At 41.2% G+C, this 15,308-nt stretch carries 15 protein-coding genes; 8 read left to right on the forward strand and 7 right to left on the reverse strand.

Translation table 11 applies throughout. The features are described from left to right. The first annotated feature begins 119 nt into the window (after nucleotides 1-119). The 3 genes from PROVALCAL_RS14805 to PROVALCAL_RS14815 all read left to right on the forward strand — a co-directional run bounded on the left by PROVALCAL_RS14805 (nucleotide 120) and on the right by PROVALCAL_RS14815 (nucleotide 1,322). Nucleotides 120-338: a hypothetical protein gene (locus tag PROVALCAL_RS14805; RefSeq protein ID WP_036949663.1), complete on the forward strand. Its 219-nt coding sequence runs from the start codon at nucleotides 120-122 to the stop codon at nucleotides 336-338. Next, complete coding sequence (locus PROVALCAL_RS14810; protein WP_006660128.1) at nucleotides 328-873, forward strand: phage N-6-adenine-methyltransferase; 546 nt, start codon at nucleotides 328-330, stop codon at nucleotides 871-873. Before PROVALCAL_RS14805 ends, PROVALCAL_RS14810 begins: the two co-directional genes overlap by 11 nt. Before the next feature lie 197 nt (nucleotides 874-1,070). Further along, the gene (locus PROVALCAL_RS14815; RefSeq protein WP_036949668.1) at nucleotides 1,071-1,322 is read left to right on the forward strand and encodes a pyocin activator PrtN family protein; all 252 of its coding nucleotides are present in this window, start codon (nucleotides 1,071-1,073) and stop codon (nucleotides 1,320-1,322) included. 66 nt (nucleotides 1,323-1,388) lie between these two features. On the opposite strand, the gene gndA is transcribed toward PROVALCAL_RS14815, so the two are convergent. Then, nucleotides 1,389-2,795, reverse strand: coding sequence for an NADP-dependent phosphogluconate dehydrogenase (gene gndA, locus PROVALCAL_RS14820; protein WP_006660130.1), 1,407 nt, complete (start codon nucleotides 2,793-2,795; stop codon nucleotides 1,389-1,391). Nucleotides 2,796-3,037: 242 nt separating this feature from the next. On the opposite strand from gndA, the gene PROVALCAL_RS14825 reads away from it, so the two are divergent. Then, nucleotides 3,038-4,621: a TerC family protein gene (locus PROVALCAL_RS14825; RefSeq protein ID WP_006660131.1), complete on the forward strand. Its 1,584-nt coding sequence runs from the start codon at nucleotides 3,038-3,040 to the stop codon at nucleotides 4,619-4,621. Between the two features lie 185 nt (nucleotides 4,622-4,806). Beyond that, entirely contained in the window at nucleotides 4,807-5,142 is a 336-nt protein-coding gene (locus PROVALCAL_RS14830; protein WP_036974567.1) for a hypothetical protein, read from the forward strand. Nucleotides 5,143-5,394: 252 nt separating this feature from the next. On the opposite strand, the gene asmA is transcribed toward PROVALCAL_RS14830, so the two are convergent. The 6 genes from asmA to apbC all read right to left on the reverse strand — a co-directional run bounded on the left by asmA (nucleotide 5,395) and on the right by apbC (nucleotide 11,695). After that, nucleotides 5,395-7,257 carry an outer membrane assembly protein AsmA gene (gene asmA / locus PROVALCAL_RS14835; RefSeq protein WP_006660133.1) on the reverse strand — a complete coding sequence of 621 codons (1,863 nt, stop codon included), beginning with the start codon at nucleotides 7,255-7,257 and terminating at the stop codon, nucleotides 5,395-5,397. 116 nt (nucleotides 7,258-7,373) lie between these two features. Further along, a complete protein-coding gene (dcd, locus tag PROVALCAL_RS14840) occupies nucleotides 7,374-7,955 on the reverse strand; it encodes a dCTP deaminase (protein ID WP_006660134.1) in 582 nt (193 codons plus the stop codon). 66 nt (nucleotides 7,956-8,021) lie between these two features. Continuing rightward, entirely contained in the window at nucleotides 8,022-8,666 is a 645-nt protein-coding gene (udk, locus tag PROVALCAL_RS14845; protein ID WP_006660135.1) for a uridine kinase, read from the reverse strand. 151 nt (nucleotides 8,667-8,817) lie between these two features. After that, entirely contained in the window at nucleotides 8,818-9,774 is a 957-nt protein-coding gene (gene htpX, locus PROVALCAL_RS14850; RefSeq protein ID WP_006660136.1) for a zinc metalloprotease HtpX, read from the reverse strand. 29 nt (nucleotides 9,775-9,803) lie between these two features. Further along, complete coding sequence (locus PROVALCAL_RS14855) at nucleotides 9,804-10,364, reverse strand: LemA family protein (protein WP_006660137.1); 561 nt, start codon at nucleotides 10,362-10,364, stop codon at nucleotides 9,804-9,806. Nucleotides 10,365-10,582: 218 nt separating this feature from the next. Next, the gene (apbC, locus tag PROVALCAL_RS14860) at nucleotides 10,583-11,695 is read right to left on the reverse strand and encodes an iron-sulfur cluster carrier protein ApbC (protein ID WP_006662269.1); all 1,113 of its coding nucleotides are present in this window, start codon (nucleotides 11,693-11,695) and stop codon (nucleotides 10,583-10,585) included. A gap of 238 nt (nucleotides 11,696-11,933) precedes the next feature. On the opposite strand from apbC, the gene metG reads away from it, so the two are divergent. The 3 genes from metG to PROVALCAL_RS14875 all read left to right on the forward strand — a co-directional run bounded on the left by metG (nucleotide 11,934) and on the right by PROVALCAL_RS14875 (nucleotide 15,292). Further along, nucleotides 11,934-13,961, forward strand: coding sequence for a methionine--tRNA ligase (metG, locus tag PROVALCAL_RS14865; protein ID WP_006660139.1), 2,028 nt, complete (start codon nucleotides 11,934-11,936; stop codon nucleotides 13,959-13,961). A gap of 168 nt (nucleotides 13,962-14,129) precedes the next feature. Beyond that, nucleotides 14,130-14,597: a CidA/LrgA family protein gene (locus tag PROVALCAL_RS14870; protein ID WP_006660140.1), complete on the forward strand. Its 468-nt coding sequence runs from the start codon at nucleotides 14,130-14,132 to the stop codon at nucleotides 14,595-14,597. Next, entirely contained in the window at nucleotides 14,597-15,292 is a 696-nt protein-coding gene (locus PROVALCAL_RS14875; protein ID WP_006660141.1) for a CidB/LrgB family autolysis modulator, read from the forward strand. The genes PROVALCAL_RS14870 and PROVALCAL_RS14875 overlap by 1 nt, the downstream gene beginning before the upstream one ends. Nucleotides 15,293-15,308 lie beyond the last annotated feature (16 nt).

Consider the following 15,308-nt stretch of genomic DNA (forward strand, 5'->3'; position numbering starts at 1 on the left):
GTACCATTCTAATAAATGGACAGCTGACAGCCTTGATTATGACTTTATCTCAGTAAATAAAAACCCATACCGCGCAGCTATGGAATTATTTTTATTAATGAAGGATGCGGAAAACAACAATGAAACAAGTTCAAGCAATAACGACGCTGGTATTAATTGATGGTATTACGTATCAAATAGCATTACCAAAACAATATGTACATCTTCAGGCAAAGCAAGCGCTGATGTTCGCTCAAGAGTTCGGTGGTTTAATTATTCCATGTAAGTTTACTGACATAAAGCCAATGGAAGCCGATGGATTGCCTTTTAATATTAGTGATAGCAAGGATGAAGGCTGACTACGGAGGTAGCCATACACCAAAGGAATTGCGTGATAGATGGCAAACTCCCCTACCTTTATTTACAGCATTGGACGCTGAATTCGGTTTCTATTTAGATGCCGCAGCCGATAAAAATAACCATCTTTGTGCTCATTACCTAACCGAAAAAGACGACTCGCTAAATTGTGATTGGGAAAGTTATGGGGCTATATTCTGCAATCCCCCTTATAGTGAAATTCAGCCTTGGATTAATAAAGCCGCTGAGCAATGTAAAAAGCAATTACAGCCTGTCGTGATGTTAATTCCTTCAGATACATCTGTAGGTTGGTTTAATTCTGCACTAGAAACAGTTGATGAGGTGAGGTTAATTACAGGAGGACGAATATCATTTATCAATGCCGGTACAAACAAACCAGTTAACGGAAATAATAAAGGGTCAATGCTTTTAATATGGCGACCGTATATTAAACCACGAAAGATAATTAGCACTGTCGATAGATATGAATTAATAAATATCGGCAATAAAATATTAAATGAATGGAAAATAGCGTAAGTGAATTATGCTAGAACTAGTTAGAAATATTCTTATTGACTCAAAATAGTACATTACCAAAAGAGAATAACATAATGCATTGGTTAGTTTAATTTATCAAGTTAATTATGTATCTAATATCCATCAGCATTTAATTGAGCCACTTAGCGACGATATCTAATTTTTAAATCTATATGCGATAGATAATGAGAGTATATATGAATACAGTATTTTTATTAATGGCTGAATTTGAAACTTCACAAATTCCATTGGCGACAATAGCAGAGAAATATTTAAAAATGAGCTCAACAACTGCGGAAAGAAAAGCTAATGCTGGAGAGTTGCCTATTCCTACATATAGATTAAATGACAGCCAAAAGTCACCAAGAATAATCCATGTTAACGATTTAGCGGAGTACATCGACCGCCAAAGAAATGATGCAGTAGCAGAATTTAAGCGAACTAAATAGTAAGGGGCTGGATATTCCAGCACCCCTATAGCACCCCTAAGAACGCTAACCTACTGTTTTAATGAATCACTCCATCCACTCAGTGTGGAAAACGCCTTCTTTATCAGTACGTTTATAAGTATGAGCACCAAAGTAGTCACGCTGCGCTTGAATCAAGTTCGCAGGCAGTACCGCTGAACGGTAGCTATCGTAGTAAGAAATAGCCGCTGAGAATGTTGGTGTTGGGATACCGTTTTGTACGCCGTAGCAGACAACATCACGCAGAGCTTGTTGGTACTCATCTGCGATTTGTTTGAAGTAAGGTGCTAACAGTAAGTTTGCAATCTGCGCGTTGTCATTGTAAGCATCAGTGATTTTTTGCAGGAACTGCGCACGGATGATACAGCCAGCACGGAAGATTTTCGCGATTTCGCCGTAGTTCAGATCCCAGTTGTATTCATCTGACGCCGCTTTTAATTGCTGGAAACCTTGAGCGTAAGAAACGATTTTACCTAAGTAAAGCGCACGACGGACTTTCTCGATAAAGGCTTTTTTATCACCTTCAACGGTTTTCAGTGCAGGACCCGTTAATACTTTAGATGCAGCAACACGTTGATCTTTCAGGAAAGAAAGATAACGAGCAAAGACAGACTCAGTGATCAAGGTCAGTGGGATGCCAAGATCTAAAGCACTTTGGCTAGTCCATTTACCTGTCCCTTTGTTAGCTGCTTCATCTAAAATCACATCAACCAGATACTTACCATCTTCATCTTTTTTCTTGAAGATATCTGCCGTAATTTCAATCAGGTAGCTGCTTAGTTCGCCTTGGTTCCACTCAGAGAAAATGTCCGCTAATTCTTCATTGCTCAGGTTCAGTGAACCTTTTAATAAAGAGTAAGCTTCAGCGATGAGCTGCATATCACCGTATTCGATACCGTTGTGAACCATTTTCACGTAGTGACCAGCACCATCTGGACCAATGTAAGTCACACATGGTTCGCCTTCCGCTTTTGCTGCGATCTCTTTTAAGATTGGTGCAACTAATTCGTAAGCTTCTTTTTGTCCGCCAGGCATAATTGAAGGACCTTTCAATGCTCCTTCTTCACCACCGGAAACTCCCGTACCGATGAAGTTAAATCCTTGTTCAGACAGTTCACGATTACGACGGATCGTGTCTTTATACAGAGTGTTACCACCATCGATTAAAATGTCACCCTTGTCTAAGTGTGGCGTTAATGCAGCAATGGTTTTATCCGTTGCTTCACCCGCTTTAACCATCAACAGGATGCGGCGTGGTTTTTCCAGAGAGTCGACAAACTCTTCAATCGTGTAGTTGGGAACTAATTTTTTCCCTGGATTTTCGGCAATGACTTCATCTGTTTTATCTTTTGAACGGTTAAAAATCGATACTGAATAACCGCGGCTTTCGATATTTAGGGCTAAGTTGCGACCCATGACAGCCATTCCGACAACACCAATCTGCTGCTTTGACATGAAAAACTCCTGTCTGATTAGGACCAAGTCAGCCTCGATTGTGCTGACATTCTGTTAACGGGATCACATGTTAACTCAGGATGATGCTCCATGGTAGTTATTGATGCAATCGATAAACTAATCGAATCATTTTTTGTCAAATATCACGCTACTTGGATGAATTTTTATTGATATTTCTGTCAACAAACCTCATTATTCATCCGTCGGTATAAGCCGTCATATCAGAAGGTAAAACAAACTGTATGGAATGGATCGCAGATCCTTCGATTTGGGCGGGTTTAGCTACCCTAATCGTTCTTGAAATCGTTCTTGGTATTGATAACCTCGTTTTTATCGCCATCTTGGCCGATAAACTCCCAGCTAAACTGCGTGATAGAGCTCGTATCACAGGGTTAACGTGTGCCCTGGTTATGCGTATTATTCTATTATTCAGCCTCTCGTGGCTGATCACGCTAACTCAACCGATTCTAACGCTATTTAACCATCCATTTAGTGCCAGAGATCTGATAATGCTTATCGGGGGGATATTCCTCTTGTTTAAAGCCACGATGGAGCTAAACGAGCGGTTAGAAGGAAAAGACGAGCATACCAATAACCAACGTAAAACCTCCAATTTCTGGGCTGTTGTCGCGCAAATTATCGTATTAGATGCGGTATTTTCATTAGACTCGGTGATTACCGCTGTCGGTATGGTTGACCATATCGGTGTCATGGTTGCCGCAGTGACTATCGCCATGATGTTAATGATCTGGGCAAGTAAACCACTGACCAACTTCGTTAACGCACACCCTACCATCGTCATTCTATGCTTAAGCTTCTTACTGATGATTGGTTTCAGCTTAGTGGCTGAAGGTTTTGGTTACGCCATTCCAAAAGGTTACCTGTATGCGGCAATTGGTTTCTCTATCATGATAGAGGTGCTTAACCAGTTTGCGCAGTTTAACCGCCGTAAATTCTTAAAAGGCAGCCGCCCTCTGCGTGAACGTACCGCAGAAGCCGTATTGCGCATTTTAAGCGGTAAAGCTGAACGTGGTGAATTAGACGCGAGAACCTCTGACTTAATTTCAGATAACCAATCCGTTTTCGACCCTCAAGAGCGTTTAATGATCGCTCGTGTGCTGGGTATGGCGCAACGTAACGTAGAAAGTATTATGACGTCCCGCCATGACGTAGATTATTTGGATATTAATAAATCCTCCGCTGAACTCATTGACCTAATGGAGAAAAATCCACACTCTCGTTTTGTTGTTGTCGATGAAAGTATCAGTGACGACCCAATTGGTGTGGTATATGTGCTGGATTTAGTGAAGCAGCAGCTTAGCGGTGAACAACTGAACTTGCGAGCATTGGTCACTCAACCGCTTATTTTCCCTGAAGGTTTATCACTGTTAAAAGCGTTAGAACAATTCCGTAAAGCGCATACACACTTTGCGTTTGTTGTGGATGAATTTGGTTCTGTTGAAGGTATCGTTACCTTGACTGACGTGATGGAAACTATCGCAGGTAACTTACCTGTTGGTGATGAAGAAAATGACTCCCGCCATGACATTCAAAAATTGGACGATGGTACATGGATTGCCAATGGCTTTATGCCACTGGAAGATTTAATTATGTATATCCCAATGGAGCTGGATGATAAGCGTGAGTATGAAACTATTGCCGGTCTTTTAATGGAACATTTACAACGCGTTCCTGAAGTGGGTGAGCAAGTCGAAATCAATGGCTGTATTTTCCAACCTCTTGAGGTGAATAGCCATCGCGTTAATAAAGTCTTGATTACACCACCTGCACCTGTGGGTGATGGCTACGACTATGTCGATGACTAGTTACGATTAATATAAGATTGAATACCGGTTCTATTGTCATATAGAGCCGGTATTTTTTTATCTATTCCCATCGCAATCGTTATACCTCAAATGTAGTCGCGTTTTTTTAAAGAAATGATCATTGACTCATTGAATAATTAAATATGTTTAATAATCAATCTTTAATCTTTAATGGAGCCGCTATAATGGATAATATTAATAATATCGCATACATTCATCTTCGCCGAGTCAGCATCACTGACCAGCAAAGTAAAACTACTGAGTTTGCTCGTGCCGCAAATAATGTAAAAAATGATTCACAAGCATATCCTAAAGTCATTACGGATAAAAAAGCCACTCATAAGGAAGATCTTCATAATAAAGCCAATGCACTCATATCCTCTATAAGTGATACTGTTCTGACTAAAAAAAATCTTTCAACGCAACATTTAAACACAAATGATTTACCCATTGGTCAAAATATAAAGACAGAAATAACCATGCTAAGAAAAACAATCAAAGACCTTCAGAATCTGAGCTAAATAACGAAAGCTACTCGTACCATAAATTAAAAAATAAAAATCTAGCTCTAACTCTCAAGAACTGGTAGCAGAACAAAAGAAAGGCAAAAATATCCGGTCAAAAGGATTTTTTAAAGAAATCGTGGCTAGAAAACAAAGAGAACATGATTTTACTGAAAATGAATCTAAGTAATTACTGAGATTAATGACTAAACCGCTTTTAGTTAGTATGGTTAAAAGCGGTTTATAAATAAATGCTGTAAATTACCGTCTCTACAACGCATTCAATAAATCATTCAACCCTTTATTTTCTTCTTTTTTCAAAAAGTTACCAATTGCTTCTTTCGCTTGAGTTCGTAGCTCATTACGCAGTAATTTTTCCACATCCAATTGATACTGTAAGTTATTCCAACCACCGTAAATACGCAGTGGAATATTCATACTACGCAACTGCTGAACTAAACGAGAGTCACCAGCCCATCCGCCGAGAATGTTTACGCCTAAATTAACATCGATGGTTTCTTTTGGTATATTCACGCGCCCCTGCCCTGTAATATTCAACAGTGAAGACGTTGCTTTAAGAGAGGAAATATTCATATTCCCTTTATTGAGATATCCCGACACCGTGAATAAATCCACTTCTGTGAAACTATTGGTATCTGTTGGCATATTGATTTTATTAGTAAAACGGGACACCGATTGTTGGATCAACTGTGGAATGTTTAAATCCGCCAATTTAGCGTTGCGTAGCTCAAAATTAACCGGTCCTTGCCACTGATTTTTAACCGCATAATCATCGTAGCCAATACCGGATAATGCGGCATTTAATGAGATAATCCCGCTCAGTTTTTCAGGCATACTAAATGCCTTTAATACCGGAGTAAGATTAATATTACTAAATACAGGTTTTGCCGAAACCTGCGCAGGAATAGCGCTGTAGTTAATGGTTACGGGCAGTGAGAATTGCCCACCGAACGCATTGCCCTCTAACTGAGAAATGGTTAAACGTGGTGTTTGGTTATCACCCTTAATTTTTACCCCGGTCATCGACATACCGCGGTAAATCAGTGTATCCATTGAAACATTAAATTGAGCAGTAAACCCGTTCAGCCCCGTTAAATCATACTTCTGCATGTTGGAACCAGAAATCACCGGTTTGACTCCTACACGCTCATTATTAATAACGGTATTTTCAGATGCGGCACTGGCTGTATTAGATTTACCTGCCGCAGGAGCTTGCCCAATTAATCTATCGAGATTCAAAGAAGGCGAGGATAAATTAACATTCACATCTGGAATATCAGTTAAATTTGCGCTTATTGTTCCTGTTAATTCACTTTCATTCGCTTGAATGAAGATGTTATCAAGGCTAATTGCACCTGAATTAGATTTTGTATACAGAAAATCTGAGATTATTTTGCCACTAATCCCATTTTCAGGTAAATCAACACCACTGAGTTGGTAATCAAACTGAGTAATTTTCCCACTCACTTGCTGAGATAATTTAGATAAATCGATATCTGATTTAATATCAAAATTAAATTCTTGCTGGTTTTTATTTAAATTACCGCTGAATTTCAGCGCAACTTGTTTATCGTCACTTTTCTTCAGTGACAAATTAATATTGCGTAAATTGTATTCGTCTTTCGGAGTTTGCCAAATAACTAAGCTGTTGGTGATATCAATCTTACTGATATCTAATAACCATTTGCTCTTATCGGATGTGTCTGCTGGTACTTGGCTGCCACCTGGAGCAACTGGGGTATTGACTGTGGCAACAGGCTCACTTTCTGGTGTTTTTCGGATCACCGCACCATCAATGACAATTTGCTCAACAGATAAGCGATGGGAGATTAATGGCCATAAATCAACATCTAAGCGCATATTATCTGCACTTAAAACAGGCTGACTGGCGTTAGGTGCTGTCACCGAGATAGGACCGGTAATAATGCTTAATGTTGGCCATACATGCCAACGCATATCACCTTTGAAATCAAGTTGGTAACCACTTTTCTTCTCAACTTGTTGAACGAGGTAGCTTCTAAAGTCATTCGGATTCACTAACATCACTAAGGCTGTTAGCCCAGCGACTACCACCACAAGTAAAATAATCAGCGTCGTTAAAAACCGTTTCATTCATCCCTCTCTTTTACTTTATTTGTTACGCCCTTCGCCTGTCATTCCTTGACGCTAGCGACTGCTTACCTCTTCAAACTCCATAGAAGAGGCGAGCTCACTTGTTATCGTATCAGCTAGTCTTCACTGATACGGCTGCCAACGGCACCTTGCTGGTTTTTATATTTTGCATCTTGTCGGCTATTATAAGGGCGATCAGCACTGCCTGATAATGGCTCAAAGCTCAGAGCACCAATTACCATGCCAGGGCGTAATGCCAAAGGTAATTTACCTGAATTATAAAACTCTAACACAATTTGTCCACGCCAACCGGGATCAATCCGGTGAGCCGTGACGTGGACCATTAGCCCTAGTCTCGCCAAAGAAGAGCGACCATCCAACCACCCCACTAAATTGTCGGGTAGCGTAACCGATTCTAGCGTAACAGCTAACGCCAACTCGCCAGGATGAAGGAAGAAAGGTTCGTCCTCTTTAAGAACAATTTCATCGCTCATTACACGGTCTAGCGCCGCGTTCACTTCATCTTTTGGTCCACTAAGGTCAATAAATGCCGCTGTATGTCCGCGAAAAACACGAAATTGGTTCCCAAGACGAACATCCGCAGTCGCTCCGTTGATCCTTTCAACGGGCGGACGTGGGCTAATAACAAGTCGACCTTCATCCATCCACTGAATTATATCGCGGTCACAAAGACGCATGATCACTTTCCCCCTTCATTATTTTATATATTCATGGCAGCTTATCGCTGGTGATATTCGAGGCGATTAGTCCTGACAGAATTCACCAATTTTCGCTTTCAAAATATCAATTGCCACACGATTTTTACCACCACGAGGTACGATAATATCGGCATATTGCTTCGATGGTTCAATAAATTGTAAGAACATTGGACGCACTGTTTTATTGTACTGTTCAATGACGGAATCTAATGTTCTTCCTCTTTCATTAACATCACGTTTAATACGACGCATTAAACAGATATCCAACGGAGTATCCACAAAAATAGAGAAATCCATCTCTTCGCGTAAACGCTTATCTGTTAATAATAGGATACCTTCAATAATAATAACCTTTTTCGGTTTAAAACTGACGGTTTGCTGCTTGCGAGTATGAGCGACATAGTCATACTGAGGAATTTCGACGGCTTGACCACTTTTCAGTGATTTGAGGTGTTCATAAAGTAAACTATGATCCATGGAGTTTGGATGGTCGTAATTCACCTTGAGTCGTTCTTCCATAGGAATATCTGTTTGATCTTTATAGTAACAGTCTTCTGGAATAACACCGATATTATGATCACCAACCTTTTCTCTTAATTCCCGATATAAGGTGCTTGCAATAAGGCTTTTGCCAGATGCAGAAGCGCCAGATATACCTACAATGGTACAGTGATGCGATGTGTCAGTCATAAAATGGTAACCTGGTTAAAAATTTTAGAAATGAAATGCATAACATCGAAGTGTTATGGTTGGCGGGAATTATAGGGTGTAATGGTGCGCTGTACCAGCCTATCTCGTCAAAGACTGATAAAAAACGCACCGATTATTTATTATCTTCGATTTAAAACTGCTTACGCCCTTCTAAGGCTGCAATTCGATTCTCAATGGAAGGATGGGTAGAAAAAACAGAGTCACCTTTATTAAAGATATATGCCGCCTGACGATACGCTTGTCCAGTACTTTCATCATCATAATCATGCTTTTGATGATCCCCCGAAATTTTCTTCAATGCGCTGATCATCGCTTGGTTATCTGACGTTAAATCCACGGCGGCAGCATCTGCCATATATTCTCGAGTACGCGATAAATAAAAATAGAGCACTTTCGTAATAATCGGTAATAGGATATTTAGCAACAATAAGATTGTCTGTGCCTTGTTTGCTGAATTATTGCGACTACGCCCTGCTGAACGAATAAATACTTGAGCAAAAACGTTCGTTACCGTCAAAATAACATTCGCTAAAATTCCCACATACAATGTTAATTTAGAATCGCCATGGATAATATGCCCTACTTCATGGGCCATTACGGCCTGAACTTCTTGACGATTTAGCGTTTGCAATAATCCTCGAGTCACCCCAACTAACGCATTACGCTGGTTCCACCCTGCGGCAAATGCATTGGGTTCATCTGTATCTAAAATATACAGACGCGGCACATAGCGTAATGACGCACTTAAGCTGAGCTCTTCTAAAATATTGAATAGCTGTCTTTCTTCCGGGGTTGAAGCCCCTTCTTGGGTGATTTCCTTCGCATTCATTCCTGCAAGCATCAATTTATGCCCAAAGAAATGAATATAAAGTAAACCTAGAAATGTCAGCCCAAGAATAATAAATGTTGCCACAGGCAGTTGTTGTAATGTCGCAAATGCGATCAGATTAGCTGCGAAGTCCATTCGCTCATCTGGGTGTGTTGCCGTATCTGCCAGCAAACCAATGACTAGCATCAAAACAATGTAACTCATCACAACTAACCGAGTACGGATATTGTTTTTACGTATAACGTTTCTAAAATCCATAATTAAACCCTGCCAATGGCAACATCCATTTAATCGAAGTTAATACGACGAGATTCTTCCGTTTTGATATCAGCTTCGTCTAAACGCCAATACTCTTTGTTGATTTTTAGGCTAGGAATAATGCCAACAATTAATGCAGCAGGCATAGAAGCAATATAAGCATTATATGTTTCTAAAGAGCGGTTATAACCACGTTTTGCGAAAGAAAGTTTATTTTCAGAAGAGACGATCTCTTCTTGCAAGTTTGCCATAATTGCATCAGATTTCAGTTCTGGATACGCTTCAACCGCTACGTTAATAGCACCACTGCTCACCATTTTAGATAATGCATCCTCTGCTTCTCGAGCTTTATCCCCTGTCGCATTCTGAGCTTGGCTTCTGAGTTCAGTGATTTTGGTAAAGACTTCCGTTTCATGGCTTAAATATTTTTTGACTGTTGCCAATAAGCTATCAAACACCTTACCGCGGCGATCTAATTGCACAGAAATCTCTGTTTCACTAGAAACCACCGCTTCACGTAGTGCAACGATACGGTTATAAAAATAAATAACGATCAGCACCAGTACGACAATAAAAATTAAAAATTTCATAATCACCTTTTAGGCATTTGCCATCAGAATAAAGACTGAATGTTCAATCTCGCTAATTTTCAGGCTTGGAACTTTATTTATCGGTCATTCTACTCAGCCCGTAATAATAAAGGAACTGTTTGAGAAGAAATCAGAACAATCAAGGAATCAGATTTTATGGCAATAAAAAAGGCTACTTAGTCATTATTACTAAATAGCCCTTTATCAAGACAGCTTAATTACACAGCGCGGAAAGAGATTTCCGTCGGGATCTTATCCCCTTCCCAATACATCAATGCAGAGATGTTAGACGCAATTTCGCGATAGATATCAGCGAACTCGCCTTCAGGGTCGCGCATTACGGTTGGCTGACCACGGTCTAAGTCTTCACGTAATGAAATATGCAGCGGAACCTGACCTAGCAGTTTAGTGTTGTATTTCTCAGCCAATTTTTCTGCACCACCGGTACCGAAAATAGGCTCTACATGACCACAGTTACTACAAATATGTGCGCTCATATTTTCAACAACACCCAGCACTGGCACGTTCACTTTTTTGAACATGACAATCCCTTTCATCGCATCTACTAAGGCAATATCTTGCGGCGTGGTCACAACCACTGCACCTGTCACTGGAATATTTTGTGACAGAGTGAGTTGGATATCACCGGTTCCCGGTGGCATATCGATGACCAGATAATCCAGATCCGGCCATAAGGTATCTTGCAGCATCTGCATTAAGGCTTTACTCGCCATTGGACCACGCCATACCATCGCGTTGTCATCAGTCACTAAGTAACCAATAGAGTTAGTCGCTAAGCCATACGCCATAATTGGCGCCATGTGTTGTCCATCTGGAGACGTTGGACGCTCCAGAGTCGTTCCTAACATGTTAGGAATTGAAGGTCCGTAGATATCCGCATCAAGGATACCCACTTTAGCCCCTTCTTGTGCCAACGCTAACGCTAAGTTCACAGAGGTACTGGATTTACCCACACCACCTTTGCCTGAACTGACCGCAAGAATATTACGCACCCCGTTAATGCCTGGTAAGTCATTAGCACGTTTGAGAGTGGTAATATCGTGGCGTAATTTCCATTCTACGGCATGGGCACCTGTCAATTGCTTTAATTCAGCGGTTTTTTCGCTGATCAGCGTTTGAAATGGACCTTTCCAGACGAATGGCATAACGAGTTCGACATGCAACACATTGTCCAACAGCGCACAACGATGCAATGCTTTGATTGAAATCAGATTGCGCTTGAGAGTTGGGTGTGTAAATGAAGCCAAAACAGTGGAGACTTGTTCAGTCAGCAGTTCTGGTTTGTTCTGCTCGGGGGATTTATCGTTCATCCCGGCTCCTTTATTTTCTTTTTTGTAACTACACATTTTTGACTACGTTGCATGATAGCAGAGAACGCAAAAAATAGTGACCGCCTAGCGAATGAAAAACCACAAACAGTAAAAATTTGTTTCCACCTAGCATTTTTTCCCAATAATTGCCGATTAATATTTTATTGCCCTAGCGACATTTTTATTGATCGGTTAACATCAAAGACCCTTTATTAATAATGGAAGTAAGAAAGTTACTATGTCTCAAGTCGCGAATAAATTACTGGTAACCTGTGCGTTACCATATGCTAACGGTTCAATCCATCTCGGTCATATTCTGGAGCACATTCAGGCTGATATTTGGGTCCGTTATCAGCGAATGCGCGGCAAAGAGGTTCATTTCATCTGTGCTGATGACGCGCACGGAACACCGATCATGCTAAAAGCTCAGCAACTATGTATTACGCCTGAAGAAATGATCGCTGCAATGAACCAAGAGCATCAGAACGATTTTGCTGGTTTCCAGATTAGCTACGATAACTACCACTCAACCCATAGCGAAGAGAACAAAGAGTTATCAGAACTGATTTATGGCAAGTTAAAGAACAATGGTTTCATTAAGAATAAGACCATTTCACAACTTTACGACCCAGAAAAAGGCATGTTCCTGCCTGACCGTTTCGTAAAAGGTACTTGCCCGAAATGTAAAGCGGAAGATCAATACGGTGATAACTGCGAAGTCTGTAGCGCAACCTATAGCCCAACAGATCTGATTAACCCACGCTCAGTGGTTTCAGGTGCAACCCCAGTTATCCGTGAAACTGAACACTTTTTCTTTGACCTCCCTGCATTTAGCGACATGCTGCAAGCATGGACTCGCTCTGGCGCACTGCAAGAACAAGTCGCGAATAAAATGCAAGAGTGGTTTGAATCTGGTTTACAACAGTGGGATATCACCCGTGACTCCCCGTATTTTGGTTTCGAAATTCCCGATGCACCGGGTAAATATTTCTACGTTTGGCTGGATGCGCCAATCGGCTACATGGGCTCGTTTAAAAACCTGTGTGACAAACGCAGCGATTTAAACTTTGATGAGTTTTGGAATAAAGATTCAAAAACCGATCTTTACCATTTCATCGGAAAAGATATCGTTTATTTCCATAGCCTGTTCTGGCCAGCAATGTTAGAAGGCAGTAACTTCCGTAAACCAACTAACTTGTTTGTTCACGGTTATGTCACCGTTAATGGTGCAAAAATGTCTAAGTCTCGCGGTACATTTATTACCGCTCGCTCTTACTTAGACCATTTCGATGCTGACTGCCTACGTTATTACTATGCAGCAAAACTCTCTTCACGCATCGACGATATCGACTTGAATTTGGAAGATTTCGTACAGCGTGTGAACAGCGATATCGTTAACAAAGTGGTGAACTTAGCCTCGCGTAACGCGGGCTTTATTGCTAAACGTTTTGCTGGCAAATTATCTGCAAACCTTGCAGAACCCGAGCTATATCAACAATTTGTCGATGCTGCAAAAGTCATCGGTGACGATTTCACCAACCGCGAATACGGTAAAGCAGTCCGTGAAATCATGGCATTAGCTGATATTGCTAACCGCTATGTGGATGAAAAAGCACCTTGGGTCGTCGCGAAGCAAGAAGGCAAAGACCAAGAGCTGCAAGATATCTGCTCGATGGGAATTAACCTGTTCCGCGTATTAATGACTTACTTGAAACCAATTCTGCCAAGCTTAACCAAGCGTGTGGAAGAGTTCCTGAAAGTTGAATTAACGTGGGATGCCATCAACACACCACTACTGAACCACGATGTAGCGCCATTTAAAGCGTTATTTAACCGTATTGAATTAGCAAAAGCAGAAGCGATGGTAGAAGCGTCCAAGCAAAGTGCTCAGCCAGCTAAACAGCTGACCGGCCCTCTGGCGGATGATCCTATTCAAGAGACCATCACATTCGATGATTTCGCTAAAATTGATTTACGTATTGCGTTAATCAAGCAAGCAGAATTCGTTGAAGGTTCAGATAAATTGCTAAAATTACAGTTAGATATCGGCGGAGAGACTCGCCAAGTGTTCTCTGGTATCCGCAGTGCTTATCCTGATCCAAAAGTCTTGGAAGGTCGTTTAACGGTGATGGTGGCTAACCTTGCACCACGTAAAATGCGCTTTGGTATCTCCGAAGGTATGGTGATGGCGGCAGGTCCTGGTGGTAAAGATATTTACTTACTGAGCCCAGATAATGGTGCGCAACCAGGTATGCAAGTTAAATAAGTCATGGATTGTCGTTCGAGAAATTGAACGACAAACTTAGACCATATCAATATAAAACGGAGCCACTTCAGTGAGCTCCGTTTTTTTATGGGTTTTTATTTGTGATCTCTGGCACAATTTTAAAGTTAATTGTATGATGAATGCCTGTCGAGTAATAGGACAAGTCCCATGTCATTAAAACAAGTATTGAACACCGGATGGCAATATTTGCGAGCCTTCGCAATACTTTACCTCTGCCTGATTATCGGAAATGTGATTTCCACGCTGCTTCCTTTTTCCATTCCCGGCAGTATTGTCGGAATGTTGCTGCTGTTTGTACTACTGGCTTTGCAAATTGTACCCGCTCATTGGGCTCAACCCGGCTGTAGCATCTTGCTGAAAAACATGACTATTTTATTCGTTCCCATTGGAGTGGGAATTATGAATTATTATGATTTACTCAGCCAACAAATGATCCCCATTGTGGTTTCCTGCGTTGCCAGCACCTTGATTGTCATGATCGTTGTCGCGGTTAGCTCCAACTATGTCCATAAAGAACGCCCTATCGTAGGTGTTAAACCTGATGAAGTCCCACTTCCCCCTGAAGAGCCGATTTCTTCAACAATGAATAGCGATAAAACAAAGGGGAAAGAGTGATGTTAGAACATATTTGGTGGTCACTACCATTAACTATCGTTGTTTTCTACTTGGCAAGAGCGCTGTCTATCAAGTGCAAATTGCCCATTCTGAATCCATTATTGCTAACAATCGCCATTATTATTCCGCTGCTGGTTTTGACCAATACCTCTTATGAGCATTATTTTGCGGGAAGCCGATTGTTGAATGATTTATTACAACCCGCTGTTGTTGCTCTTGCTTTTCCACTCTACGAACAAATGCATCAAATCCGTGCACAATGGAAATCCCTGTTTAGTATCTGCTTTGCGGGAAGTATCGTTGCTATGTTTAGTGGAGCCGCGATTGCACTGTGGCTTGGCGCAACACCCGATATTGCAGGATCTGTATTACCTAAATCGGTCACAACACCGATAGCCATGGCAGTTGCCGATTCAGTTGGAGGAATCCCAGCAATCAGCGCCGCTTGCGTACTTTTTGTGGGTATTTTAGGTGCAATGTTTGGCCATAGCCTATTTGATGTTTTGCGTATTCGCACCCACGCATCACGAGGCTTGGCGATGGGCACCGCTTCTCACGCCTTGGGAACTGCGCGTTGTGCGGAAATTAACTACATTGAAGGGGCATACAGTTCATTAGCGTTAATGACCTGCGGGGTGATTACCTCTCTGCTCGCACCGTTTATCTTCCCTGTTATTCTTCACTTATTTAGCTAAACTGAATCAATAAGAG

The organism is Providencia alcalifaciens DSM 30120 (assembly GCF_000173415.1).
GTDB classification, from domain to species: Bacteria; Pseudomonadota; Gammaproteobacteria; order Enterobacterales; family Enterobacteriaceae; genus Providencia; species Providencia alcalifaciens.